Source organism: Massilia sp. DD77 (assembly GCF_036961685.1).
In the GTDB taxonomy this organism is placed as follows: domain Bacteria; phylum Pseudomonadota; class Gammaproteobacteria; order Burkholderiales; family Burkholderiaceae_D; genus Telluria.
The window spans coordinates 1-25295 of the sequence record NZ_JBAMDH010000040.1 but is presented as its reverse complement, the minus strand read 5'-3'; the positions used below and the strand labels follow the sequence as shown (position 1 = coordinate 25295).

At 66.9% G+C, this 25295-nt stretch carries 20 protein-coding genes; 12 read left to right on the top strand and 8 right to left on the bottom strand.

The window, feature by feature from the left end:
• Positions 1–10: 10 nt before the first annotated feature.
• Together V7778_RS21145 and V7778_RS21140 are read right to left on the bottom strand one after the other, a co-directional pair.
• The gene (locus tag V7778_RS21145; protein ID WP_335558878.1) at positions 11–1048 is read right to left on the bottom strand and encodes an SPFH domain-containing protein; all 1038 of its coding nucleotides are present in this window, start codon (positions 1046–1048) and stop codon (positions 11–13) included.
• A gap of 38 nt (positions 1049–1086) precedes the next feature.
• The gene (locus tag V7778_RS21140) at positions 1087–1473 is read right to left on the bottom strand and encodes a DUF350 domain-containing protein (protein ID WP_335558876.1); all 387 of its coding nucleotides are present in this window, start codon (positions 1471–1473) and stop codon (positions 1087–1089) included.
• A gap of 55 nt (positions 1474–1528) precedes the next feature.
• Here V7778_RS21140 and V7778_RS21135 point away from each other — a divergent pair, with 55 nt between their 5' ends.
• The gene (locus V7778_RS21135) at positions 1529–3040 is read left to right on the top strand and encodes a polyamine aminopropyltransferase (protein WP_335558874.1); all 1512 of its coding nucleotides are present in this window, start codon (positions 1529–1531) and stop codon (positions 3038–3040) included.
• Positions 3040–4659, top strand: a complete 1620-nt coding sequence (locus V7778_RS21130) for an FAD/NAD(P)-binding protein (protein WP_335558873.1) — start codon at positions 3040–3042, stop codon at positions 4657–4659. Before V7778_RS21135 ends, V7778_RS21130 begins: the two co-directional genes overlap by 1 nt.
• A 43-nt stretch (positions 4660–4702) precedes the next feature.
• Here the strand turns inward: V7778_RS21130 and V7778_RS21125 are convergent, their stop codons facing one another.
• Positions 4703–6460: a cation:proton antiporter domain-containing protein gene (locus V7778_RS21125; RefSeq protein ID WP_335558871.1), complete on the bottom strand. Its 1758-nt coding sequence runs from the start codon at positions 6458–6460 to the stop codon at positions 4703–4705.
• Between the two features lie 242 nt (positions 6461–6702).
• On the bottom strand, positions 6703–9027 hold the full coding sequence (locus V7778_RS21120) for a family 1 glycosylhydrolase (protein WP_335558869.1): 2325 nt from the start codon (positions 9025–9027) through the stop codon (positions 6703–6705).
• 304 nt (positions 9028–9331) lie between these two features.
• Between V7778_RS21120 and trpS the strand changes: the two genes are divergently transcribed.
• Both trpS and V7778_RS21110 read left to right on the top strand, forming a co-directional pair.
• Positions 9332–10354: a tryptophan--tRNA ligase gene (gene trpS / locus V7778_RS21115; protein ID WP_335558868.1), complete on the top strand. Its 1023-nt coding sequence runs from the start codon at positions 9332–9334 to the stop codon at positions 10352–10354.
• 311 nt (positions 10355–10665) lie between these two features.
• Complete coding sequence (locus tag V7778_RS21110) at positions 10666–11715, top strand: serine endopeptidase (protein ID WP_335558866.1); 1050 nt, start codon at positions 10666–10668, stop codon at positions 11713–11715.
• Between the two features lie 6 nt (positions 11716–11721).
• Here V7778_RS21110 and V7778_RS21105 read toward each other — a convergent pair whose 3' ends face one another.
• Both V7778_RS21105 and V7778_RS21100 read right to left on the bottom strand, forming a co-directional pair.
• Entirely contained in the window at positions 11722–12144 is a 423-nt protein-coding gene (locus V7778_RS21105) for a DUF3597 domain-containing protein (RefSeq protein ID WP_335558934.1), read from the bottom strand.
• Positions 12145–12186: 42 nt separating this feature from the next.
• Positions 12187–12756: a hypothetical protein gene (locus V7778_RS21100; RefSeq protein ID WP_335558864.1), complete on the bottom strand. Its 570-nt coding sequence runs from the start codon at positions 12754–12756 to the stop codon at positions 12187–12189.
• A gap of 93 nt (positions 12757–12849) precedes the next feature.
• On the opposite strand from V7778_RS21100, the gene V7778_RS21095 reads away from it, so the two are divergent.
• The 4 genes from V7778_RS21095 to alaS all read left to right on the top strand — a co-directional run bounded on the left by V7778_RS21095 (position 12850) and on the right by alaS (position 18613).
• On the top strand, positions 12850–13197 hold the full coding sequence (locus V7778_RS21095) for a DUF1294 domain-containing protein (protein ID WP_335558862.1): 348 nt from the start codon (positions 12850–12852) through the stop codon (positions 13195–13197).
• Positions 13198–13231: 34 nt separating this feature from the next.
• On the top strand, positions 13232–14002 hold the full coding sequence (gene ugpQ, locus V7778_RS21090) for a glycerophosphodiester phosphodiesterase (protein ID WP_335558861.1): 771 nt from the start codon (positions 13232–13234) through the stop codon (positions 14000–14002).
• A 72-nt stretch (positions 14003–14074) separates the two neighbouring features.
• Positions 14075–15736 carry a flagellinolysin gene (locus tag V7778_RS21085; protein WP_335558859.1) on the top strand — a complete coding sequence of 554 codons (1662 nt, stop codon included), beginning with the start codon at positions 14075–14077 and terminating at the stop codon, positions 15734–15736.
• 267 nt (positions 15737–16003) lie between these two features.
• On the top strand, positions 16004–18613 hold the full coding sequence (gene alaS, locus V7778_RS21080; RefSeq protein ID WP_335558857.1) for an alanine--tRNA ligase: 2610 nt from the start codon (positions 16004–16006) through the stop codon (positions 18611–18613).
• Positions 18614–18685: 72 nt separating this feature from the next.
• On the opposite strand, the gene V7778_RS21075 is transcribed toward alaS, so the two are convergent.
• Positions 18686–19369, bottom strand: a complete 684-nt coding sequence (locus V7778_RS21075) for a hypothetical protein (RefSeq protein WP_335558855.1) — start codon at positions 19367–19369, stop codon at positions 18686–18688.
• A complete protein-coding gene (locus tag V7778_RS21070) occupies positions 19366–20724 on the bottom strand; it encodes a DUF2235 domain-containing protein (RefSeq protein WP_335558854.1) in 1359 nt (452 codons plus the stop codon). Before V7778_RS21070 ends, V7778_RS21075 begins: the two co-directional genes overlap by 4 nt.
• Positions 20725–21043: 319 nt before the next feature.
• Between V7778_RS21070 and V7778_RS21065 the strand changes: the two genes are divergently transcribed.
• The 4 genes from V7778_RS21065 (at position 21044) to V7778_RS21050 (ending at position 25208) form a co-directional block, all read left to right on the top strand.
• Positions 21044–21301, top strand: coding sequence for a sulfurtransferase TusA family protein (locus V7778_RS21065; protein WP_229429265.1), 258 nt, complete (start codon positions 21044–21046; stop codon positions 21299–21301).
• 182 nt (positions 21302–21483) lie between these two features.
• Positions 21484–22233, top strand: coding sequence for an electron transfer flavoprotein subunit beta/FixA family protein (locus V7778_RS21060; RefSeq protein ID WP_335558851.1), 750 nt, complete (start codon positions 21484–21486; stop codon positions 22231–22233).
• 33 nt (positions 22234–22266) lie between these two features.
• The gene (locus tag V7778_RS21055; RefSeq protein WP_335558849.1) at positions 22267–23196 is read left to right on the top strand and encodes an electron transfer flavoprotein subunit alpha/FixB family protein; all 930 of its coding nucleotides are present in this window, start codon (positions 22267–22269) and stop codon (positions 23194–23196) included.
• Between the two features lie 224 nt (positions 23197–23420).
• Positions 23421–25208 carry an acyl-CoA dehydrogenase gene (locus V7778_RS21050; RefSeq protein ID WP_335558847.1) on the top strand — a complete coding sequence of 596 codons (1788 nt, stop codon included), beginning with the start codon at positions 23421–23423 and terminating at the stop codon, positions 25206–25208.
• Positions 25209–25295: the final 87 nt, after the last annotated feature.

Genomic DNA, 25295 nt, shown 5'->3' with positions numbered 1-25295 from the left:
CGGGTCTGTGTTATCCGATCAGCTTCTTGAGGAGCTCGGCCTTGGTGCTGTCGTAGTCGGCCTGCGAGATCAGGCCCTTGTCGAGCAGTCCCTTGAGCTTGCCCAGGCGATCCTCGATCGAGTCGCTCGCTGCCGGCACCTCAGCTGCGACTGCATGCGGCTGGGGCGGGGCGAAGGCGCCGCTCATGCCCTGGGCCATGGCCTGGCCGATGGCGATACCCGCGCCCGCGCCGGCGCCGATGCCGGCGATGCCGCCTTCGTTCTGCGCGGCGAGCGGAATGCTGCTGGCCACCTGGAACTGGGTGAAGCCGCCCATCTTGTCCGCGCCCAGGCTGGCCTTCATGCCGGCCGAGATGCGCTCGTCGAGGGCGGCCTGCAGTTCTTCCGGCAGGCTGACGCTGGTGACGTTGAATTCGTCCAGGCCCACGCCATAGCGCCCGAAGGCCGCCGCCAGGTCGCCGCGGATCTGCTGCGCCATCAGGGTCTGGTTGGCGGCCATGTCGAGGAAGGCGATTTTCGATGCGCCCAGCGAGTTGGCCATGGTCGCCAGCATCAGGCCGCGCAGCTGGTCCTCGACCTCGTCGCGGGTGTAGACCGCGCGCGTGCCGCTGATCTCCTTGAAGAACACACGCGGGTCGGCGATCCGGTAGGAATACATGCCGAAGGCGCGCACCCGGATCATGTCGAAGTCCTTGTCGCGGATCGTCACCGGCTGGGTCGTGCCCCACTTGCGGCCGGTCTGGACGCGGGTGCTGAAGAAATACACATCCGACTTGAAGGGCGAGGCGAACAGCTTGTCCCAGTTCTTCAGGTTGGTCAGCAGCGGCAGGGTGGAGGTGGTCAGGCGGTGCGTGCCCGGACCGAACACGTCGGCGATGCGGCCTTCATCCACGAACACCGCGATCTGCGATTCGCGCACCACCAGGGTGGCGCCGTTCTGGATTTCGAAATCCTCCATCGGGTGGCGCCAGGCCAGCACGCCCTCCGTCTCCTCGTTCCACTGCAGGACGTCGAGAAACTGCTTCTTGATGAAAGAACCGAGCGACATGGCGGCCTCCGTATGCGATCTGGATGAAATGGGGTGAGTCAGGAAATGCTGCCGGCGTTGATCAGGCCGATGGACAGCGAAATGGCGCCGAGCAGGCCGCCGAAAGCCATGTTGTCGGACTCGATCTGGTCCTTGGACATGCGCAGCAGGCGGGTGGCGATCACGTAGGCCAGCACCTGGACCAGCGTGGCGAACGCGCCCCAGCCCAGGAACTGGTAGTAGTCGGCCGTGTACATCAGGCTTGCCGCCACCGTGACCGAGAAGCCGAGCAGGGTGCCGCCCAGCGACAGCGCCGCCGCACGGTTTCCGCCGCGGATCAGGTGCACTTCGTCGTAGGGCGTGATGCGGGTGTAGACCATGAAGAACCCCATCACCAGCGCAACAGCGGTTGCCAGGTGCAGCAGATAGTTTAGGATGGCGGGCACCTCGTCCTCCAGTGTCAGATTGGCAGCATCGCGATCTTAGAGCAAAACAACACGCATGACCAAAAAAATCCTCATTCTTTCCGTTTTCGTCGTCGCTTCATGCGGCCTGGCTTACGAACTGATCGCCGGCGCCCTGTCGAGCTACCTGCTGGGCGACTCGGTCCTGCAGTTCTCCACCATTATCGGCTGCTACCTGTTCGCCATGGGCGTCGGCGCTCACCTGTCGAAATACGTGCGCGACGAGGACGTGCTGGCGCGCTTCGTCGACATCGAACTGGCCGTGGGCCTGATCGGCGGCGTCTCGGCCGCGCTGCTGTTCATGACCTTCACATGGATGGCGGCGCCTTTCCGCACGGTGCTGTACGTGACCGTGTTCCTGATCGGCGCCATGGTCGGCATGGAAGTACCGCTGGTGATGCGCGCCCTGAACGAGCGCCGTACCGAGTTCGCCGAAATCGTCAGCCGCGTGCTGACCTTCGACTATCTTGGCGCGCTGGCGGTCTCGCTGCTGTTCCCGCTGGTGCTGGCGCCCCACCTGGGTCTGGTGCGCACCGGTTTCCTGTTCGGGATGCTCAACGTCGGCGTGGCGATATGGACTTTGTACGTGTTCCGCGCCGAGCTGGGCAACCTGGGCGGCCGCGCGATCCGCGCCGGCAGCGTGATGTTCGTGCTGGCCCTGGGCTTCGGCCTGTCGGACCGCATGGTGGAGTGGGGCGAGCGCGGCCTGTTCGGCGACGAGGTCGTGTACTCGACCACCACGCCTTACCAGCGCCTGGTGATCACGCGCTGGAAGGACGACCTGCGCCTGTATATCAACGGCAACCTGCAGTTCTCCTCGCGCGACGAGTACCGCTACCACGAGGCCCTGGTGCATCCGGCCATGCATGCCGTGCCCTGGGCGCGCCGGGTGCTGGTGCTGGGCGGCGGCGACGGCCTGGCGCTGCGCGAGGTGCTGCGCTACCCGAATGTGCAGGAAGTCACCCTGGTCGACCTCGACCCGCAGATGACGGACGCCTTCGCCACCCGGCCCGAGCTGGTCAAGCTCAATGCCGGGGCCCTGAAGGACAAGCGGGTCAAGGTGGTCAACGCGGACGCCGCCGTCTGGCTGCAGCACCACGCCGGCATGTTCGACGTGGCCATCGTCGACTTCCCCGATCCGTCCAGCTTTGCCCTCGGCAAGCTGTATTCGGTGCCTTTCTACGGCATCCTGCGCAAGCACGTCGCGGCCAACGGCATGATCTCGGTGCAGTCGACCTCGCCGTTCTTCGCGCCGCACGCCTACTGGACCATCGAGGCGACCCTGCGCGAAGTGGGGATGAAGACCTGGCCCTACCACCTGTATGTGCCGTCCTTCGGCGAATGGGGCTTCGTGCTGGCCTCGCCCCAGGGCAGCTTCACGCCGCCCGAGCGCTACCGGCTGCCGATGCGCTACCTCGACGCCGAGACCACGCGCGCCATGTTCGCCTTCCCGCCCGACATGCAGCGCCTGCCCATGAAACCCAACCGGCTCGACTCGCAGTCGCTGGTGCGCGAGTTCGAGCAAGACTGGCAGGGGGTGATCCGCTGATGGACCGGCGTTCCTTCATCGTCTCGGCCGGCGGCGCCGCGCTGGCCGGGCTGGGCAGCGCCGCGGGCTTCCAGCGCTGGCAGGAAATCACGCCCGCGGTGCGCGATCCCGGCCGCGCGGAAGGCCACCTGCTGCGCGACCGCGCCGCACTGCCGCCGCCGTCGAGCGTGATCGAGACCGAGGTGGCGATCCTCGGCTCCGGCATCGCCGGCTTGTCTGCCGGCTGGCAGCTGGACCGGCTGGGACGGCGCGACTACCTGCTGTTCGACGGTCCCGAAGCGTTCGGCAACGCGGCCGGAAGCGCCTATGGCGAATACGCCTGTCCAACGGGCGCCCACTACCTGCCGCTGCCGGGCGTGGAGGCCGGGCACGTACGCGCCATGCTGGCCGATCTCGGCATCATCCAGGCCGGCGCGTTTGACGAAGCCCCGCGCTACGACGAGCGCTTCGTCCTGCACGGTCCCGAGGAAAGGCTGTACCACCGCGGCCAATGGCAGGATGGCCTGATGCCGGCGGAAGACCAGGCGGAGGAGCAGCGCTTCCTGGCCCACATGGACCGGCTGCGCCATGGACGCGGCGCCGACGGCCGGCGCAGCTTCGTGTTCCCGTCGGTGCTGTCTTCCGGCGATCCCGCTTTCGACGGCCTGGATGCGCTCAGCTTCGCCGCATGGCTGGACCGCGAAGGCTACCGCGCGCCGGCGCTGCGCTGGTACCTGGACTACTGCTGCCGCGACGACTACGGCGCGGGCATCGCCGGTGTCTCGGCCTGGGCCGGGGTGCACTATTTCGCGGGGCGCTGGGGCCGGGCGGCGAATGCGGACGACAACGGACTCCTGACCTGGCCCGGCGGCCTGGCGCCGCTCGCCGATGCCCTCGCCGCGCGCGCGGGAGAGCGGCGCCGCGCGGGCACGGCGGTGTCGGTGCGCGCGCGGGGAGACCGGGCGGAGGCCTTGTGCTTCACGCTGGACAACGGCAAGCCGCGCAGCGTCCTGGTCAAGGCGCGGCGCATCGTGTGCGCCATGCCGCTGTTCGTCGCGGCGCGCGTGGTCGAGGGCATCGAGGCGCTGGGCTTCGATCCGCGCCGTCACATGCCGGCCTACGCGCCCTGGATGGTGACCAACTTCGTGATGCGCGACTTTCCACGCGAGCGCGAGGGCGCGCCGCTGGCCTGGGACAACGTCGTCTACGGCGGCAAGGGCCTGGGCTATGTGGTGTCGACCCACCAGGACATCCGCGCCGGTGCACCGGACAAGACCGTGTTCACGGCCTACACGGCGCTGGCGGACCGCACGCCGCTGGAAGCCAGGCGCTGGCTGCAGCGCGCCACGCCGGAGGAGCTGATGGCGCTGGCGTCGAGCGATCTGCGGCAGGCGTATGGCTGGGCGTTCGCGGCCTGCGTGGAGCGGGCCGACATCACCTTGCGGGCGCATGCGATGGCGATACCGCGGCCGGGATTCCGCGGCAATGCGGGGCTGGCGGCGCTGCGGGAAGCGGAGGGGCCGGTGCTGTTCGCGCACAGCGATTTGTCGGGGTTCTCGGTGTTCGAGGAAGCCGCGTGGTGGGGATGCCAGGCGGCCCGACGTGTAGGGTTGGCGGCTACGCCGCCGACGCGGCGATAGGTATCGGCTCCGATATCGAGCCCGATGATCTGATCGCCAACGATCACCGCGTCGGCGGAAGATCCGCCGACCCTACGAGCTTGGCCGCGAATTCGTCCCGCTCGCGGTCCACGATGTCATCCACGTAACGCTCGTCCAGCCCCATCGCCTCCAGCACGAAGGCCGACAGCTGCAGGCTCGCTTCAAGCGTCTCCGGCACCACCACGCTCGCCCCGGCCAGGCGCAGCGCGCGCGCATGCTTCTCGTCGCGCGAACGCACGAACAGGCGCACCTGCGGGAATTCGCGCCGGATCCCGCGCACCGCCTGCATCGCCGACGCCGGGTGGTCCATGGTCAGCACGATCGCCGGGGCCTCGTCGGCATGCACGCGGCGCAGCAGCTCGGGGCGCGAGGCGTTGCCGAAGTAGACCGGTACGCCTTCCGCATGCAGCTTCGACACCAGCTTGGCGTCGTTCTCGAAGGCGACGAAGGGGATCTTCTGGTCGTTCAACAGCTTGGCGAGCTGCTGGCCCACGCGGCCGAAGCCGGCGATGATGATGTGGCCGCGCGCCGAGGCCAGCGCGGCGTCGTCGGCCTCCGGCTGCTCGTCCTTGCGCTCCCAGCGTTCGCCGATGGCGCGGCCCAGGCGCGCCAGCATCGGCGTCAGGAACAGCGACAGGCCGACCGCCAGCATCACGCGCGCGCCCAGCGCCGGGTCCAGCACTTTCGAGGTGACGGCGTAGCCGATCACGATGAAGGCGAACTCGCCGCCCTGGCCCAGCAGCAGCCCGCCTTCGGCGGCGCGGTTCCAGGGCAGGTGGCCGAGGCGCAGCAGCACAGCCACAACCACTGCCTTGATCAGGACCAGGCCGCCCACGAACGCGGCCAGCCACAGCGGCGCCTCGAGGATCTGGCGGGTGTCGATGTTCATCCCGACGGTCATGAAGAACAGGCCCATGAGCAGGCCCTTGAAGGGCTCGACCATCAGCTCGACCTCGTGCTTGAATTCGGTTTCAGCCAGCAGCAGGCCGGCGATCAGGGCGCCCAGCGCCATCGACAGCCCGGCCGCGGCCGACAAGGCGGCGATGCCGAAGGTGGACAGCAGGATCAGGGCCATGAACACGTCCGGCTGGCGGTGGCGCGCGAAGGCGCGGAACAGCGGATGGACCACGCGCCCGCCCGCCAGGTAGATCAGGGCGATCGCGCCCGCCGCCTTGGCTATCGTCACCAGGGCCAGCATCGCGACGCCATCGCCGCCGCCCTTGCCCAGCGCCCCGATCAGGATCAGGATCGGCACCACGGCCAGGTCCTGCAGCATCAGGATGGCGAAGGCCGCCTGGCCCACCGGGGACGCGGTACTCTGCTGCTGGGTCATCAGCTGCATCACCACGGCGGTGGAGGAGAGCGAGAGCACCAGGCCGAGGATCAGGGCGGTCTGGCTCGACTGGCCCGTGAACAGCAGGGCGCCGCCGATCAGCGCGGCGCTGAGGATCACCTGGGCGGTGCCGGCCCCGAACACCCAGCGCCGCATGGCCCACAGGCGGGCGGCGGAGAGTTCGAGGCCGATCATGAACATCAGGAACAGCACGCCCAGCTCGGCCAGCATCGATACGCCTTCGCCGCTGGGGAAGGTGAACTGGGCCATGATCGGATAGTCCTCGGCCAGCAAGCCCAGGCCATAGGGGCCGGCGACCGTGCCGACGGCCAGGAAACCGAGCACCTGGTTGATGCGCAGGCGCTGCAGCAGCGGGATCAGGATGCCGGAGAGGATCAGGAAGAGGATGATCTCGCGGAGGAAGGGGAAGGCGTGTTGCTCTTGCACGTTTTGATAGCCTAAGTCGTGTATTTGGGTGGCCGGTACATTTTAGCGGTTGGCTGCTTGTGGCTTCGGGTTGTGGAGGGGATTAGTCGGGTATTGGGGCTTCGGATAGGAACTTGGGTCCCCGCCTTCGCGGGGATGACGTGCCAAGGCTGCGGGCTCAGTCCTTCTATGTGGCCTGCTCCTTGTAAACGTCATCCCCGCGAAGGCGGGGACCCAAGTTTGGGTGCGTAACCAGCAGCGTATCAAGTCCCAGCCTGCACCGCCCCCACCTCCGTCGCCTCCTGCTGCCGATGCCCGCTCGCCACCGGCTGCCGGCTTTCGGCCGTCATCACCAGCTCTTCCATCTCCACCGGATCGCCGGCGCGCAGCTCCAGGTAGCGCCCCAGCGCGTCGTCCAGCTTGGGCAGCAGCACCCCGCGCTCGCTGTGCAGCGCGCAGTATGCCGGCCGTGCCGCCGCGAAGCCGAGCTGGGAGCCGGTGCGCAGTTCCAGGCGGCTGGCGTCGACCCCCGCCCGTTCCGCCGCGCGCAGCGCCAGGTCGGCCCAGGTCACGGCGCCGCCGTTCGACAGGTGCCAGATGCCGGCCTCGCGGTCGATCGCCAGGTCCAGGCAGGCGTGCACCAGGTCGGGCACATAGGTCGGGGTGATGGTGAGGTCGCTGGCCGCGACGAAGGGTTCGCCGCGTTCCAGCGCGCCCAGGGCCAGGGTCACGAAGTTGTACTGGTCCCAGGGTCCGAAGAAGGCGCTGGTGCGCACCATCAGGGCGTCCGGGTTCTTGTCCAGCACGATGCGCTCGGCCTCGGCCTTGCTGCGGCCGTAGACGTTGAGCGGCGCCACCGGGTCGGATTCGACATAGGGCCGGTCCTGGCGGCCGTCGAACACCAGGTCGCTCGAGAAGCTGGTCAGGTGCACGCCGTGGCGGGCGCAGGCCGCGGCCAGCACGGCCGGGCCGATCGTGTTCTCGCGCATGCAGCGTTCGATCTCGCCCTCGGCATCGTCCACCCGCACATAGCCGCAAGTGTTGATCACGGCCCAGGGCTTGTGCTCGGCCAGTGCGCGCTCCACGGAATCGGGGTCGGCGATGTCCATGTCCTGGCGCGACAGCAGCTTGAAGTTCAGGTTGCGTTTCTGGCAGACGCGCGCGAAGGCCCGGCCCAGGGTGCCGGTGGCGCCCAGCACCAGGATCGGCGCGGCGCCCGTGCCCACCAGGCGGTGGCCGTCGGCCGAGATCGAGGTCAGCGCCGCCGGCGTGGCCACCGGCGGGTGGCACAGGAAGCGCCCCGGACGGCGCCACCAGCCCTGGCCGCGCAGCACCGGGTGCGACAGCGGCGCGCCGGAGGAAAGTTCGCGCATCATCTTCGCCAGCGCCGTCGGACGCGGCAGCGGCGAGCGCACGTCGAAGGGGCCAGGCTCGTAGTAGCCGCGGTTCTGGGTCACCAGGCTGTTCCAGTCGAAGGAGCCGAGCAGCGACCAGACGGTGACGGCGCGCACGTCGACGCCGTTGCGCTGCGACTGCTGGGCGGCTTCCCAGATCTCGAGCAGCCAGCGCAGCTGGTCTTCGCGGTTGGCGTCGATGTGGGCCTCGGTCACGGCCAGCGGGATGCGGTAGCGGTCCCAGGTCTCGGCCAGCAGGGGAGCGATGCCGGCGGTCGGCGTGGCCAGCACGCGCGAGGCTTCGATGTCGGCGCAGGGCTGGCCGTCGGCGATGCCGCGGTGGTGTTCCGGGAAGCGCTCGGGGCGGTGATCGAGCCAGCGCTCGCTGGTCACGTAGTAGTTGACGCCGATGATGTCGGGCGGGCAGGGATTGTCGCGGAACCAGAGGAATTCCTCGGCCGCGATGCCGGTCCTGGTCAGGTACTTCCACAGCTTGTGGCGCTCGTCGACCATGCCGCACAGGAGGTCCCAGGCCAGCCAGCGGCGTTCGTTGTAGAACTCGGCCACGTGCGCCATCTCGGGCGTGCTGTAGGTCTTGCCGAGGTCGTCGGTCTGGACCAGCTTGGCGTTCGGGTTCACCGTGCGGATCGCGCGCATCGACAGCACCACGGCGCGGCACTGGTTGAGCAGGGCCTGCACGAAGGTGCGGTCGTCGCGCCCGTGCGGATACCACACGCCGTACAGGCCGGCGAAGCGGGCCGTGGTGCAGGGCTCGTTGACAGGGGTGTAGTACTCGAGCCAGGGGTAGCGCGCGGCGACCGCGCCCGCATACTCGGCCAGCTGTTCTGCGAAGTCTGGATCGATGAGGCTGGTGTGCTGGGGACCGCTGCCGTGGTGGATCAGGCCGGCGATCGGCTGGACGCCGGCTTCGCGCAGGGCGGGCAGGCGCTCGTCGGGCCAGGTCCAGTCGGCGCTGTCCAGGCCGTTCGGGGCGGTGCGCTCCCACAGGATCGGATAGCGAATTGCGCGGATGCCGAGCGAGGCGAACCGCTGGATGTCGCAGGCGCGCTCAGCGTGACCGTTGCGGTCGAGCTGGCTGAAATATTCGTCGCGGACGCGGTTGACCGTGCATTCAAGGCCGCCCCAGAGTTCCAGGGACGGGATTGGATTGTTTGTGCTCGTGTTTGAATCCATAACATTCACCAATTATTAGAATTATTACAACATTGTGATCTCAGGCGGGCGTCCGGATGAAAAATGACCTGTGGGGAGCCCTGCCTGCCGTGTCATGGGGCCGGAAGCGGTTGACAGCGGGGCGCCAACCTGCAACCATGCGGTCCATGAACTTTCCGAAAGCACATCTGATTCTTCGTACCTGGTGGCGCCGCTCGTAACGCGCGGCCCCAGGAAATGATGTGCATTTCACACAACGCCGCCTCGACTCAGGTGGCGTTTTTATTTTGGCGCAGGAAGATCGGGGCAAGAACCAGGAACCTCGATGACTCAGCCAACCGCTAACCCTTCCACGCCCATCATCCTGACCGGAGACCGTCCGACCGGTCCGCTGCACCTCGGCCATTTCGTCGGCAGCCTGCGCAACCGCGTCGCCTACCAGGATACCTACCGCCAGTTCGTGATGCTGGCGGACTCCCAGGCCCTGACCGACAACATGGATGACATCGGGAAGGTACACCGGAACGTCGTCGAAGTGGCGCTCGATTACCTTGCCGTAGGGATCGATCCGGCCAAGACCACCATCCTGATCCAGTCGCAGATTCCCGAACTGACCGAGCTCACCTTCTATTACCTGAACCTGGTGACGGTGGCGCGCCTGGAGCGCAACCCGACGGTCAAGCAGGAGATCATCCTGCGCGGCTTCGAGCGCGACATCCCGGCCGGCTTCCTGACCTATCCGGCCAGCCAGGCCGCCGACATCACCGCCTTCAAGGCCAGCGTGGTGCCGGTGGGCGACGACCAGATCCCGATGATCGAGCAGTGCAACGAGATCGTGCGCAAGTTCAACCGCAATGCCGGCCGCGACATCCTGGTCGAGTGCAAGGCCATCGTGCCGGAAGTCGGCCGCCTGCCGGGCACCGACGGCAAGGCCAAGATGAGCAAGTCGCTGGGCAATACCATCAACCTGGGCGCCTCCGCCGACGAGATCCGCGCCGCGGTCAAGATGGTCTACACCGATCCGCTGCACCTGAAGGTGTCCGACCCGGGCCACCTGGAGGGTAACGTGGCCTTCATCTACCTGGACGCCTTCGATCCGGACAAGGAAGGCGTGGCCGCGATGAAGGAGCACTACACCCGCGGCGGCCTGGGCGACAGCGTGGTCAAGAAGCGCCTGGAAGGCGTGCTGCAGGAGATGCTGGCCCCGATCCGCGCGCGCCGCGAGGAATTCGCCAAGGACCGCGGGCAGGTGCTGCAGATCCTCAAGGAAGGCACCGCGCGGGCACGCGAGATCGCGGCCGTGACCACCGACGAGGTCAAGAAGGCGCTGGGCTTGTCGTACTTCTGACCTGGACCGGCGCGGCATCGCAGGGTTGGCGGCTCCGCCGCCGACGCGTCGAGACGCGCCGCCCGCATCGCCGTGCCGGGCGCCGCGTGCGCCAACCATCCCCGCGTCGACGGCCAAGCCGCCGACCCGACGGATCTGCTTGAACGCGTGGACAGGAGACACGCGCGTGATGGGCCGCACGGCATGCCGCTGCCCCGGTATCGGCCCACGGTACCCCGGGTAGCGCAGACGGTATCCCTTGCGCAGGGCGCTGGCCCGCACCCATTCCCGATGGCACACTGGCGACTCGATCATCATGAGAGGAGTCTCCAATGAACAAAGGCTTGCGCCTGACCGAGAAATGGCTGCAGCGCGCCCTGTGGCTGGTTGCCTTCGTGTTCGCCGGTTTCCTGATCGGCCTGGGCAGCCTGCTGGTCGGGAACCTGTGGGACGTCGAAGACCCGCTCACCGTCGAGCAGTTCATGGACCCGGCCCAGCTGGGCGCGGCGCGCGCCGAGCTGGCCCAGGCCAGCGCGAAGCAGGAGGCGGCCCGCGAGCGGCTCGAGCAGGCCTCGCAGAAGCACACCGTCGCCCAATCCAACACGCGTACTTCGCGCGCCACCTTCGACAACTGGCTGGCCACGCGCCAGGCCACGGCGCGCCCCGACCAGGATCCCGAGCTGGTGGCCCGTACCCGGGCGCTCGACGCCCTCGAGCTTGATGAGCGCAAGGCGCTGGGCGCGGTGGAGCAGGAGCAGCAGGCCATGCTCGACGCCACTCAGGCCGCCGAACGCGCGCAGATGCGCCTGGCGCGGCTCGAGGAGCCGGCCAGGCAGGCATTCTACGAGGCGTCCAAGGCCAAGGAGCTGCGCGTCTTCCTGTACCGCCTGGCGCTGACCCTGCCGCTGCTGCTGGTCGCCGCCTGGCTGTTCAAGCACAAGCGCAAGAGCCCCGACTGGCCGTTCGCCTGGGGCTTCATCCTGTTCGCCCTGTTCGCTTTCTTCGTGGAGCTGGTGCCCTACCTGCCCAGCTATGGCGGCTATGTGCGCTACCTGGTCGGCATCGTCATCACCTTCGTGGTGGGACGCTACGCGATCCGCTGGCTGCAGGACTACCTGGCGCGCCAGAAGGCGGCCGAGGCGCTGCCCGACACCGAGCGGCGCCAGACCATGCGCTACGACCTGGCGCTGGCGCGCCTGGCCAAGAGCGTGTGCCCGGGCTGCGAGCGCCCGGTCGACATGAAGGACAGCAGTATCGACTTCTGTCCGCACTGCGGCATCGGCCTGTTCGACCGCTGCGGCTGCTGCAGCACGCGCAAGAACGCGTTCGCGCGCTTCTGCTTCTCGTGCGGGACGGCGGCCAATACCACCCTGGCCGACTAGCATGCGTCAGTCGCGCAGGTCGGCAGGCACCTTTCCGCCGTTGGCGGCCAGCTTGTTCATGACTTGGCGGTGCAGCCAGATGTTCATGCTGGCCGAGTCGCCGGTGTCGCCGGTGTAGTTCAGTTCGGCCGCCAGCTCCTTGCGCGACGCCAGGCTGCTGTCCAGGCCGAGCAGCTTGAGCAGGTCGACGATGGAGGTGCGCCAGTTCAGCTGCTGGCCGGACGACTTCTGCATGTCGTTGAGGATTTGCTCGACGTCGACCTGCTGCATCGGGGCCGCGGCCGGTGCGGCCTGGGCCTGCGGCGCGGCCGGAGCGGCTGGAGCGCTTGGTGCCGGCGCCGCCGGTTTCTGGGCCGGCGCGGCCGGGGCGGTCGCCTTCGGCGCCGAACCCGGGAAGATCTTGTGGAAGATATTACTCAGAATGCCCATGATGTCCTCGCTGTTGTTGTTGATCGGATAGGCCTTCACTGCTTAGTGCCGGCGCATGCCCTGCGCCATGTGGCCGAGCGCGATCGCCAGGGCCGCGCCGCCGATCGCCTTGACCAGGGTCGGGTTCTCGGCATAGAAGTCGCCCATGCGGTCGACGATGCTCGGGTTCTGCTGTTCCGCCTTCTCCGCCAGTTCGCGCACCTGTTCGGGCGAGACTTGCGAGGCCTGTTCCGGCGTCACCTGGGTCGGCGTACGGCCGCCGAACAGGTTGCCGAGCCCGCCATTGCCGAGCTGGGCCAGTACGGTCGGGCCAAGGGTGGCCAGGATCTGGTTCAGCATGCCGGCGCGCTGGTTGGGATTGCTTTGTCCGAACAGCTGGCTCACCATTTGCGGAAAGGGCGGGGTCTGGTCCGAGCGCAGCGCGCCGGCGACACCCTGGGCCACCTGCTCGCGTGGCGCGTTCTGGGCCACACGGTCGAAATCATCCTCGGGATTACCGTGGTGCGCGTTGGCCGCGCCGCCGAGGTATTGCTGTAACAGGTTTCCTAGATCAAAAGCCATGTCGTTCTCCTGCCGTGACGGGGTGAAGGTCGAGCGTAGGCGTTTTGACATGCTTTTCTCTGTTCGTTAACGAACGGTGAAGCTGTAAAGCACATGCTTTTTTGCCATATGGACATTCGCGAGGGGGAACCGTAAGCTGTCGCCATGCCTTATCTTCCGCTGATCCTGTTCGCCGGGCTCTACCTGTTCGCCACCGCCGCCTGGGCCTTGCCGCCGCTGGTGGGCGCGGCTTACCTGGTGACCAGCCTCACCTGTTTCGTCGCCTATGCCCTCGACAAGTCGGCCGCGCGCGCGAAAGCCTGGCGTACGCCCGAGTTCACCCTGCTGGCGCTGGGCCTGGCCGGCGGCTGGCCGGGCGGGCTGCTGGCCCAGCAATGGCTGCGTCACAAGACGGCCAAGGCCTCGTTCCAGTGGAAATTCCAGCTGACGGTGGCGCTGAACCTGGCCCTGTTCGTCTGGCTGTCGCGGCAGTTCGGCTCGTCCCCAGTCTGATTCACCAAGTCTGATCCATCTCAAGGAGCGGCGCATGTGGCCTTACCCCCGGATCCTGGCCCACCGCGGCGGCGGCACCCTGGCGCCCGAGAACACCTATGCCGGCCTGCGCTGCGGCATGGAACACGGCTTTCGCGCGATCGAATTCGACATCATGCTGGCGCGCGACGGCGTGCCGGTGGTGCTGCACGACGCCGCCCTCGGCCGCACCGTGAACGGCAGCGGGAACGTGGTCGACTACGACGCCCGCGAGCTGGCCGCCATGGATGCGGGAAGCTGGTTCGGGCGCGGCTTCCGCGGCGAGCCGGTGCCCCTGTTCGTCGAGTTCGCACAGTTCTGCAAGGCGCACGGCGTGTGGATGAACATGGAGATCAAGCCCTCGCCCGGCTTCGAGCGCGCCACCGGCGCGGCGGTGGCGCGCGTCGCGGCGGCCCTGTATGCCGGCGAGCTGGAGCAGGGCGGGGAGGCCCTGGCCCGGGTTCCGCTGCTGTCCTCGTTCAGCCATGCGGCGCTGGAGGCGGCCATGGAGGCCGCGCCCGCCGTGCCGCGCGCCTGCCTGATGGAGCGCCTGGCGCCCGGCTGGGAGCAGGTCGCCCGCTCGGTGGACGCGGTCGCGATCCACACCAGCCACCGCCACCTCACGCTCGACCAGGCGCAAGCCGTGAAGGCGGCCGGCTTTGGCCTGTTCTGCTACACGGTCAACGATCCGGCGCGCGCCCGCGAGCTGCTGGCATGGGGCGTGGATGCTTTCTGCACCGACCGCATCGACCTGATCCCGCCCGATGTCGCCGCCCCACACAAATAAACCTTTCCCGCGCTCAAGAATTTTGACAGCTTGTCGTTAAATACAGACAATCACCCCTTGGGTATGGCAACAATGTCATTGTCGATCAATACCAATCCGCTTTCCTTGAATGCGCAGCGCAACGTCGACGCGCACGTGAAGGACCAGGCCAGGCTGATCTCGCGCCTGACCACCGGCGTGCGCATCGGCGGGGCCGCCGACGACCCTGCCGGGCAGGCCATCGCCTCGCGCATGGCGTCGGGGCAGCGCGGTATCAGCCAGGCCATCCGCAGCATCAACGACGCGACCTCGATGCTGCAGGTGGCCGACAGCGCCATGGCGAGCGTGACCGACAGCCTGCAGCGCCTGCGCGAGCTGGCGGTGGCGGCGGGCAATGGCAGCTATTCCGACGGCGACAAGGCCGCGCTGCAGAAAGAAGCGGGGCAGCTGCTCGGCCACATCTCGCAGGTCGGCAGCGAGACCAGATTCAACGGCGAGGCCGTGTTCGCCCAAAATAACATCAGCATCGGCGGCGACGCGCGCAAGCGGGTGGTGATCGACGGCCTGAAGTCCGGCTGGCTGAGCGCGGCCGAGGACATGGTCAAGCAGTACTACGGCTTGCAGGCGGACGGCGCCAAGATGACCGTCAACCTCGACACGACCGATGGCGCGTCGAACAACCTGGCCTCGGTCTCGGGCGCCTACTCGGGCGGCAAGTTCACCAACATCCATCTCAACCTCGACATGGCCGACTTCGGCACGGCCCCGACGCCCGACGGCGGCGGCGCGCCGTTCTACAGCGACCGCATCGTGGCCCACGAGATGGCGCACGCCATCATGTCGCGCACCATGAACTTCCAGTCGCTGCCCCAGTGGTTCATCGAGGGCACGGCCGAACTGATCCAGGGCGCGGACGAGCGCCTGGCCGGCGCCGTGGGCGGCGGTTCGGGGGCGCTGGTGGCCGCGATGTCCGGCGGCACCTTCAGCTACGAGGGCGCCTACGCCGCCAGCCGCTACCTGCACGACCGCATGAAGGAGCTGGGCGTGGAGGGCGGCATCAAGGGCGTGATGCAGCACCTGAGCACCCACCAGTCGGACAACCTGGACCAGGCCTTGAACGCGGTCAGCGGCGGCGTGTATGCCACTGCCGCCGCCTTCATGATTGACTTCGGCGCCAACGGCGAGAACTTCATCGACACCAGGATGAACCTGGCGAATGCCGACACCGGCGCGATCGGCGGCCTGGACGCCGATGGCGGCCCCCCGCGCGACGGCAGGGCCGTGGTGGCCGACACCGGCACCAGCAATGCCAGCGACGGCCTGGCCGGCTTCGAGGTCGAGTATCCCGAGCTGGGCGGCGCCACCGGCGTACGCCGGGTGCAGGTCCAGGCCGGCGACGGGGCGGGGGACCTGATCGACCTCGAGTTCTCGGCCATGAACGCGGCCGCCCTGGGCCTGGCCGACCTCGACATGGAACGCTCGGCGGTGGCGCTGCTGCACATCGACCAGGCGCTGGAGTTCGTCAACCAGCGGCGCGTGGTGGCGGGCGCGTCCAGCAACCGGCTCGACCTGGCGGCGAATGCCTTGCACACCAATTCCCAGAACCTGTCCGCGGCGCGCGAACGTATCGAGGGCGTCGACTACGCCACCAGCACGGCGGGGCTGACGCGCAGCCAGATCCTGCAGCAGGCGGCGTCGGCGATGCTGGCGCAGGCGAATAGCCAGCCGCGGGCGGTGTTGTCCTTGTTGCGGTAAACGCAATCGTTTCGGCTGTTCGAATGAACTTGGATCCCGGCCTTCGCCGGGATGACGTTGTTTCAAGGTAGGTGAGCACTCGCTACCCGAGTTCGGACACGCACTTGAGCACGTCATCCCCGCGAAGGCGGGGACCCAAGTCCGCCGCCCGCCACCAGCCCGTCCAGTCCCTCCCGAACGTCAATATCGCTGGACTAATATTCCCCCAAGCAGCTAGGCTATAATCCTTTCTTTATACAGAATGCTGCCTTCTTCCGGCCCCACGACATGAAATCCTCTGAAATCCGCGAAAAGTTTCTCAAGTTCTTTGAGTCCAAAGGCCACACCATCGTCCGCTCCAGCCCGCTGGTACCGGGCAATGACCCGACCATGCTGTTGACCAACAGCGGGATGGTGCAGTTCAAGGATGTGTTCCTGGGCCTGGATACGCGTCCGTACAAGCGCGCCACCACGGTGCAGCGCTGCGTGCGCGCGGGCGGCAAGCACAACGACCTGGAAAACGTCGGCTACACGGCGCGCCACCACACCTTCTTCGAAATGCTGGGTAACTTCAGCTTCGGCGACTACTTCAAGCGCGACGCCATCAACTTCGCCTGGGAGCTGCTGACCAAGGTCTACCTGCTGCCGGCCGAGAAGCTGACCGTGACCGTCTACTTCGAGGACGACGAGGCCTACGACATCTGGGCCAACGAGATCGGCGTGCCGAAGGAACGCATCATCCGCATCGGCGACAACAAGGGCGCCCGCTACGCATCGGACAACTTCTGGCAGATGGCCGACACCGGCCCATGCGGCCCGTGCACCGAGATCTTCTACGACCACGGCGCGGACATCTGGGGCGGCCCTCCGGGTTCCGCCGAAGAAGACGGCGACCGCTTCATCGAAGTCTGGAACCTGGTCTTCATGCAGTTCAACCGCGACGAATCGGGCACCCTGACCCCACTGCCGAAGCCGTCGATCGACACCGGCATGGGCATGGAGCGCCTGGCCGCCGTGCTGCAGCACGTGCACAGCAACTACGAGATCGACCTGTTCCAGGCGCTGATCAAGGCCGCCGCCCGCGAAACCGGCGCCGCGGACCTGAACAACAACTCGCTCAAGGTCATCGCCGACCACATCCGCGCTGCTTCCTTCCTGATCGTCGACGGCATCATCCCGAGCAGCGAAGGCCACGGCTACGTCCTGCGCCGCATCATCCGCCGCGCGCTGCGCCACGGCCACAAACTGGGCCAGACCAAACCCTTCTTCCACAAGCTGGTGGCGGACCTGGACATCGAGATGGGCGAAGCCTATCCGGAACTGCGCGAGGCGAAAGAGCGCGTGGCCCAGGTGCTCAAGGCCGAGGAAGAGCGTTTCGGCGAGACCCTGGAAAACGGCATGAAGATCCTGGAAGCCCAGCTGGCCAAGGATCCGAAGAACCTGGACGGCGCCACCGCCTTCACCCTGTACGACACCTACGGCTTCCCGCTGGACCTGACCGCGGACATCTGCCGCGAGCGCGGCGTGACCCTGGACGAGGCGGGCTTCACCGCCGCCATGGAGCAGCAGAAGCAGACCGCGCGTGCGGCCGGCAAGTTCAAGATGGCAGCCAATGTCGAGTACGCGGGCGAGAAGACCAAGTTCGTCGGCTACGAATCGCTGGCCCACAACACCCACGTGCTGGCGCTGTACAGCGAAGGCGTGGCGGTTCAGGAACTGAAGGCCGGCCAGCAGGGCATCGTGGTGCTCGACACCACGCCGTTCTACGCCGAATCGGGCGGCCAGGTCGGCGACCAGGGCGCGATCAAGGGCAATGGCGGCCTGTTCGAGGTCGAGGACACCCTCAAGATCCAGGCCGACGTGTTCGGCCACCACGGCGTGCTGCGCGAAGGTTCGCTCAAGGTGGGCGACACCGTCGATGCGCAGGTCGACACCGTCAAGCGGGCGCGCACCATCCGCAACCACTCGGCGACCCACCTGATGCACAAGGCCCTGCGCGAAGTGCTGGGCAGCCACGTGCAGCAGAAAGGCTCGCTGGTCGATCCGGACAAGACCCGCTTCGACTTCAGCCACCCCTCGGCCGTGACGCCCGAGGAAATCGCCAAGGTCGAGGCCATCGTCAACCGCGAGATCCTCGAGAACCACGCGACCCAGTCGCACCACATGAGCTTCGACGACGCGGTCAAGCACGGCGCGATGGCCCTGTTCGGCGAGAAGTACGGCGACACCGTGCGCGTGCTGGACATCGGCTCGTCGAAAGAGCTGTGCGGCGGCGTGCACGTGACCCGCACCGGCGACATCGGCCTGTTCAAGATCGTCTCGGAAGGCGGCGTGGCGGCGGGCATCCGCCGTATCGAAGCCGTGACGGGCGAGGGTGCGCTGGCGCTGGTGCAGGCCATCACGCGCAAGCTGAACGAAGCCGCAGGCGCGCTCAAGACCAGCCCGGACGAACTGCCGCACCGTATCGGCCAGGTCCAGGACCAGGTCAAGACGCTCGAGAAGGAAGTGGCCGCGCTCAAGTCGAAGCTGGCCGCGGGCCAGGGCGACGAGCTGGTGACCAAGGCCGTGGACGTGAACGGCATCAAGGTGCTGGCCGCGACCATGGAAGGCGCCGACGTCACCGCGCTGCGCGAAACCATGGACAAGCTGAAGGACAAGCTCAAGACCGCCGCCATCGTGCTGGCCAGCGTCCAGGAGGGCAAGGTCAGCCTGATCGCGGGCGTGACCAAGGACGCCACCGGCAAGGTCAAGGCCGGCGAGCTGGTGAATTTCGTCGCCCAGCAGGTGGGCGGCAAGGGCGGCGGCCGTCCGGACATGGCCCAGGCGGGCGGCACCGATCCGGCAGGCCTGCCGGCGGCGCTGGCCGGCGTCGCGGGCTGGGTGGGCGAGCGCGCCTAAGCGTCGCCTGCGTTCAAACAGCCGCTATACACCGTCGTCCCCGCCTCCGCGGGGACGACGCACATCTGCGCCCTACATGCCCGCCTTGTCCTTCTCGGCCACGCAATCCGGGCTGACAGGGTGATCGTCGGCCAGCCGCCGCACCTCGACCCAGATCTCGCCATGGTTGTTGCGGTAGAAGGTGTCGCCGTCGCCCCAGGGCGCGACCGCATCGTTGGGGAAGAATCCCAGTTGTCCCTGACGCGTGACGGCGAACTCCGGGTTGCAGTTGATGTCCCGGGTCAGGGTGGAGGCGCGGGACATGGTGCCGATGTCGAGCACGGTGGCGATCAGGGCGAACCACTTGGCCTCGCGCACGCGCTTCCAATCCTCGAAGCGCCGCATCAGCCAGGTGCCATCCTGGCCCATCGGGGGCTGCTGGGTGTGGCTGGCGTCGGACCAGTACTGGTTGGGCGGCACCGTCACCGCGTAGCGTTCGCTGCGGTCGACCTGCAGGGGCGTGAGCGATACCCGTTCGCTGGCCACCACGTGCGCGTGGCAGCGCTCGCCCGGCTGCAGCTTGACGAGTTCCCCGGCCGGACCAAAGGAGCAGGTCCTGGCGCCGGGCGGCAAGGTCGAATAGCGGTTCTCCAGGCCGGTTTGCGAGGAGGCGCAGCCGGCCAGCGCTAGCCCTAACCCCAGTGCCGATGCCAGCGCGACGCAGGCCGCCGGCGCCCGATGCATACGCGGTTTGCTCTGCTTGTTCATGCGTTTCATTGCTGTCCTTTGCATTCTCCAAACACTTCCACCTCCAGGGTCTCGACGCAGGCAGCGTTGGAGCCCGGCGGGCGTTCCTTCAGGCGCTGCGGCTTGCTGATGCCTTCGCCGAAGTCCTCGACCAGGCACACCGGACCCGCGGCGCGCAGCGTCAGCGAATGGTTCTCGTGGGCCGCGAGGGGGATGGCGCGCCGCCGCTCAAGCACCGCCGGGTGCACGCACAGGCTCCGGGCGAACTCCGTTCGGTGCTGCTTCTTGTTGACCGGGTAGCCGCCGATGTTGCGGTGGATGTTCCGGTAGATCAGTCCATACAGTCCCGATTCGGGATCGTGGCTCCTGCCAAACGGGTCCTGGTTCACCGCCGCGCCCGGCGGCAGCAGGCCGGTGTCGCGCAGCTCGCCGAGCATCCAGTTCAGCGAGACGCCGCCCAGCATGCTGTCGTGGTAGCCGCCGCCGACGTCGGAATGGGCGCCGGCGAACCAGACTTCCTTCAAGCGCCCGGGGATGATGCCGCCCTTGGCGTCCAGCATATGCTTGCTGTCCCAGGCGCAGCCCTCGAACATGGGCTCGCGGCCGAGCAGCAGCGGCGTGAAGATCCATTCCCGGTTGTCGTCGAGCGACAGCGCGTGATAGGCGCGCTTGACGTTGCACAGCGAGTCGCCGTAGCGGCGGTTCGGTATGTCGACATCGATCTCGAAGGCGTCGATGCCGAGCCTGTGCTGGATGCGGTCGCCCCACTCGGGGAAGCCGAGGGCCTCGACGGTATCCCATAGTCCCAGCACCTCGACACTGACCGAGGCGGGCGCGCTTGTCGCGCCCTCGATGTTGGCGAGCGCCTCGTGCAATTTCTCGAAGCGGCCCGCCCTAGTGTTGTCTTCCAGGGTCTGCTTCTGCGTGTCGTAGACCGTTTCAGCCAGCCGCTCCTTCGACAGCCTGGTGTTGGCCGGCAGGCCCGCACGGTGCAGCAGCGCCGCCAGGACCCGCGCCGAATAGGCGCCGCGGCTGAAGCCGAAAATGTAGATGCGGTCACCGGGTGCGTAGTTCTCGAGCAGGAAACGGTAGGCCGGCTTCACCCTGTCCTGGAAGCCCCAGCCCGTGCCCATGCCGAGCACGCCGCGCTCGCTGCCGACGCCCTCGACGTAGAAGGTGGCGATGTCGGGGCGCTGCTGCAGGCTGACCAGAGAGTGCAGGCGCTTGACGTTGGTATCGGATTCCTCGTCGTTGTTGGTGCCGTCGAAGAAGATGGCGATCCGCTTGGGCTGGTGCTGTGCCGTGGCCATCTGCTTGCTGGTGATCGAGCATCCCGCGAGGGCGAGCAGGGCTGCAAGAGGAAAAAGGTGAATCAATCTGCGCATGCGGTTCCACCGGTCCAGGAAAGAATGATTGTATTAAGTATTTGACAAGTTAAACTTCATCATGAGTCCTTCGGAAAAGCAAGTTTTCTCTGGACGATCAAGGAGTGTTAAGAGGAGAATCCTGTGCGCGGAGGAAAAGGACGCACCATGCGGGTGCCGCGATCTACCAGCCTGTCCGAAAGGTGTGCAAGAAATGTTGAAATTTAACAATCGGTTGCACTCTTGCAACAGTGTGTGACTATTTTGGTGCGCTGCGTCATACTGCGGAAATTGGAGTAGTATGCGACTCAGTAGGACCACCTAACAAAGCAGGCAAGCGATGAGCGACACCACTTTCGACACCGATACCATGGAATTCCAGAGAGACCTGGATGCGCGCGGACTGAACTGTCCGCTGCCCATCCTCAAAGCGAAGAAAGCGCTTGCCGAGATGGAGAGCGGCCAGGTGCTGCGCATCGTGGCTACCGACACCGGATCCGTGCGCGACTTCCAGGCCTTTGCCAAGCAGACCGGCAATGCGCTGCTCTCCCACTCGCACGTCAACGGCGAGTTTACCTTCCTGATGCAGCGCAAGTAGGCGCTGTCCGTGGGCGGGGCAGGCTGGCCCCGCCGCTCTCCACCTTTTGCTCCATGTGCTGTTTAGGGGAAAACCTCTAGCAAAAAAACGCACGATCGTGCTTTAATTTAGCTGGAAGCCTGAATTTCTCTTATAATCTAGGCCATTTTAGTCCGTCTCCATCCATTTTCTAAAGGCACCCTATGAAAGTCCTGGTACCCGTCAAACGCGTGGTCGACTACAACGTCAAGGTCCGCGTCAAATCCGACGGCAGCGGCGTGGATATCGCCAACGTCAAAATGTCGATGAACCCGTTCGACGAGATCGCGCTGGAAGAAGCCACGCGCCTCAAGGAATCCGGCAAGGTCACCGAAGTGGTGGCGGTGTCGGTCGGTGTGGCCCAGTGCCAGGAAACCCTGCGTACCGGCATGGCGATCGGCGCCGACCGCGGCATCCTGGTCGAGACCGCCGTCGAGACCGAGCCGCTGGCCGTGGCCAAGATCATGAAGGCGCTGGCCGACAAGGAGCAGCCGCAACTGATCATCCTGGGCAAGCAGGCGATCGACGACGATTCGAACCAGACCGGCCAGATGCTGGCCTCGCTGCTGGGCTGGCCGCAAGCCACCTTCGCATCGAAAGTGGTGCTGGAAGACGGCAAGGTCACCGTGACCCGTGAAGTCGATGGCGGCCTGGAAACCGTGGCCCTGAGCCTGCCTGCGATCATCACCACCGACCTGCGCCTGAACGAGCCGCGCTATGTCACCCTGCCGAACATCATGAAGGCGAAGAAGAAGCCGCTCGAGACCATCAAGCCGGAAGACCTGGGCGTCGACGTGACCCCGCGCCTGAAGACCCTGAAAGTGGTCGAGCCGGCCAAGCGTTCGGCCGGCGTCAAGGTGCCGGACGTGGCGACCCTGGTGCAGAAGCTGCGCACTGAAGCCAAAGTCATCTAATCGGCCTTCCGAAAAAAATTCATAGGAATCATCATGGTCGCACTCGTTATTGCTGAACACGACAACGGCTCCCTGAAGGGCGCCACCCACCACACCGTGACCGCGGCCGCCCAGTGCGGCGGCGAGGTCCACATCCTGGTCGCCGGCTCGAACTGCGGCGCCGCCGCCGAAGCCGCAGCAGGGATCGCCGGCGTCGCCAAGGTGCTGGTCGCCGACGCGCCGCACTTCGCCGACGGCCTGGCCGAGAACGTGGCCGAGCAGGTGCTGGCCGTTGCCGGCAACTACTCGCACATCCTGGCGCCCGCCACCGCCTACGGCAAGAACATCCTGCCGCGCGTGGCCGCCAAGCTGGACGTGGCCCAGATCTCGGAAATCACCAAGGTCGATTCGCCGGACACCTTCGAGCGCCCGATCTACGCCGGCAACGCCATCGCCACCGTCCAGTCGTCTGATTCGGTCAAGGTCATCACCGTGCGCGGCACCGCTTTCGACAGCGCCGCGACCGGCGGTTCTGCTGCCGTCGAGCAGATCGCCGCTGTCGGCGATACCGGCAAGTCGTCCTTCGTCGGCCGTGAACTGGCCAAGTCGGACCGTCCGGAACTGACCGCCGCCAAGATCATCGTCTCGGGTGGCCGCGGCATCGGCTCGGCCGAGAACTTCAAGATCCTGGAACCGCTGGCCGACAAGCTGGGCGCCGCCATGGGCGCCTCGCGCGCCGCGGTCGATGCGGGCTTCGTGCCGAACGACTGGCAGGTTGGCCAGACCGGCAAGATCGTCGCCCCGACCCTGTACATCGCCGTCGGCATCTCGGGCGCGATCCAGCACCTGGCGGGCATGAAGGACTCGAAGACCATCGTCGCCATCAACAAGGATCCGGAAGCGCCGATCTTCTCGGTGGCCGACTACGGCCTGGTGGGCGACCTGTTCGAAGTCGTTCCGCAGCTGGTCAAGGAACTGGGTTAAGTCCCGTGAGCGGTGGGCGCAGTGCTTCTGCATCCACCGGCTACCTGCTTATGCACGTCGTTCCGGCGCAGGCCGGAACCTAAGTTCGATGCGTACCGCTAGCGTTTGACGCTGCAGGCAGCGCCGGCAAACTTGGGTTCCGGCCTTCGCCGGAACGACGTTTTTATTTATAGCGTGCGTTACCTGTAGCGTTACGCATTGTAGGGTTACATCAGGAGACAAAGGTGAGCTACCAAGCCCCGCTGAAAGACATGCAGTTCGTCCTCAACGAACTGGCGAACCTGGAACAAATCAGCCAGCTGCCCGGCTGCGAGGACGCGACCGCCGACACCGTCGGCGCGGTCCTGGAAGAGAGCGCGAAATTCTGCGGCGAAGTCATCGCCCCGCTGAACCACGCCGGCGACAAGGAGCCAAGCTTCTGGAAAGACGGCAGCGTCACCACCTCGAAGGGCTTCAAGGAAGCCTTCCGCGCCTTCGCCGAATCCGGCTGGCAGGGCGTGCAGCATCCGGCCGAATTCGGCGGCCAGGGCCTGCCGAAGCTGGTGGCCACCCCGTGCATGGAAATGCTCCATGCCGCCAACCTGTCCTTCGCACTGGCGCCGCTGCTGACCGACGGCGCCATCGAGGCGCTGCTGACCGCGGGTTCCGATGAGCAGAAGGCGCTGTTCCTCGAGCCGCTCATCAGCGGCAAGTGGACCGGCACCATGAACCTGACCGAGCCGCAGGCCGGTTCCGACCTGGCCGCCGTGCGCACCCGCGCCGAGCCGCAGGGCGACGGCACCTTCAAGATCTTCGGCACCAAGATCTTCATCACCTACGGTGAGCACGACATGGCGGAGAACATCATCCACCTGGTGCTGGCCCGTACCCCGGACGCGCCGGCTGGCGTGAAGGGCATTTCGCTGTTCATCGTGCCGAAGTTCCTGGTCAACGCCGACGGCTCGCTGGGCGCGCGCAACGATGCGCACTGCGTCTCGATCGAGCACAAGCTGGGCATCAAGGCATCGCCGACCGCCGTGCTGCAGTTCGGGGACCATGGCGGCGCCATCGGCACCCTGGTGGGCGAAGAAAACCGCGGCCTGGAATACATGTTCATCATGATGAACGCGGCCCGCTTCGGCGTCGGCATGCAGGGCGTCGGCCTGGCCGAACGCGCCTACCAGCAGGCCGTCACCTTCGCCAAGGACCGCGTGCAGTCGCGCGAAGTGGCCGGCTCGCCGGGTCCGGTGGCCATCATCAACCACCCGGACGTGCGCCGCATGCTGATGTCGATGCGCTCGCAGACCGAGGCGGCGCGCGCGCTGGCCTATGTCGGCGCCGGCATCTCGGACATCGCCCACAGCCATGCCGACGAAGCCACCCGCAAGGCCAACCTGGCCGTCTACGAGTACCTGGTCCCGGTCATCAAGGGCTGGTCGACCGAGATGAGCGAGAACGTCGCGCGCGACGGCGTGCAGGTGCACGGCGGCATGGGCTTCATCGAGGAGACCGGCGCCGCCCAGCACTACCGCGACGCCAAGATCCTGACCATCTACGAAGGCACGACCGCGATCCAGGCCAACGACCTGGTGGGCCGCAAGACCGTGCGCGACGGCGGCGCCGTGGCCAAGGGCCTGATCGCCCAGGTGCGCGCGACCGCCGCCCAGCTGGCGGAAGTGCAGGGCGACCTGGCCGCGCTCTCGCGCCGCCTGGTGGACGGCGCGGATGCGCTGGAGCAGGTGGTGGACTATGTCGTGGCCAACGCCAAGTCGGACGTGCGCGCCGTGTTCGCGGGCAGCGTGACCTACCTGAAGCTGGCCGGCATCGTGCTGGGCGGCTGGCAGATGGGCCGCGCGGCGCTGGTGGCGCAGCAGAAGCTCCAGGGCGGCGAGGGCGATGCGGCCTTCTTCAAGGCCAAGATCGCCACGGCGCGCTTCTTCGGCGACCAGGTGCTGACCCAGGCGGGCGGCATGCGCGACGCGATCGTGGAAGGTGCGGCGGGCGTGCTGGCGCTGGAGGTCGAGCAGTTCTAAGCTGCTTGCTGTGCGATAAAAAAAGCGCCTGCGGGCGCTTTTTTTGTTGGGGCGGTGGCTGCGGTGCGAACTTGGGTCCCCGCCTCC

Bases quoted from the DNA above. Each gene is read 5' to 3' on its own strand.
- V7778_RS21060 (WP_335558851.1), top strand. From the start codon at position 21,484: ATGAAAGTCCTGGTACCCGTCAAACGCGTGGTCGACTACAACGTCAAG.
- V7778_RS21145 (WP_335558878.1), bottom strand. From the start codon at position 1,048: ATGTCGCTCGGTTCTTTCATCAAGAAGCAGTTTCTCGACGTCCTGCAG.
- V7778_RS21105 (WP_335558934.1), bottom strand. From the start codon at position 12,144: ATGGGCATTCTGAGTAATATCTTCCACAAGATCTTCCCGGGTTCGGCG.
- ugpQ (WP_335558861.1), top strand. From the start codon at position 13,232: ATGTGGCCTTACCCCCGGATCCTGGCCCACCGCGGCGGCGGCACCCTG.
- V7778_RS21065 (WP_229429265.1), top strand. From the start codon at position 21,044: ATGAGCGACACCACTTTCGACACCGATACCATGGAATTCCAGAGAGAC.
- V7778_RS21110 (WP_335558866.1), top strand. From the start codon at position 10,666: ATGAACAAAGGCTTGCGCCTGACCGAGAAATGGCTGCAGCGCGCCCTG.
- V7778_RS21070 (WP_335558854.1), bottom strand. From the start codon at position 20,724: ATGCGCAGATTGATTCACCTTTTTCCTCTTGCAGCCCTGCTCGCCCTC.
- V7778_RS21075 (WP_335558855.1), bottom strand. From the start codon at position 19,369: ATGAAACGCATGAACAAGCAGAGCAAACCGCGTATGCATCGGGCGCCG.
- V7778_RS21130 (WP_335558873.1), top strand. From the start codon at position 3,040: ATGGACCGGCGTTCCTTCATCGTCTCGGCCGGCGGCGCCGCGCTGGCC.
- V7778_RS21120 (WP_335558869.1), bottom strand. From the start codon at position 9,027: ATGGATTCAAACACGAGCACAAACAATCCAATCCCGTCCCTGGAACTC.
- V7778_RS21055 (WP_335558849.1), top strand. From the start codon at position 22,267: ATGGTCGCACTCGTTATTGCTGAACACGACAACGGCTCCCTGAAGGGC.
- V7778_RS21085 (WP_335558859.1), top strand. From the start codon at position 14,075: ATGTCATTGTCGATCAATACCAATCCGCTTTCCTTGAATGCGCAGCGC.
- alaS (WP_335558857.1), top strand. From the start codon at position 16,004: ATGAAATCCTCTGAAATCCGCGAAAAGTTTCTCAAGTTCTTTGAGTCC.
- trpS (WP_335558868.1), top strand. From the start codon at position 9,332: ATGACTCAGCCAACCGCTAACCCTTCCACGCCCATCATCCTGACCGGA.
- V7778_RS21100 (WP_335558864.1), bottom strand. From the start codon at position 12,756: ATGTCAAAACGCCTACGCTCGACCTTCACCCCGTCACGGCAGGAGAAC.
- V7778_RS21135 (WP_335558874.1), top strand. From the start codon at position 1,529: ATGACCAAAAAAATCCTCATTCTTTCCGTTTTCGTCGTCGCTTCATGC.
- V7778_RS21095 (WP_335558862.1), top strand. From the start codon at position 12,850: ATGCCTTATCTTCCGCTGATCCTGTTCGCCGGGCTCTACCTGTTCGCC.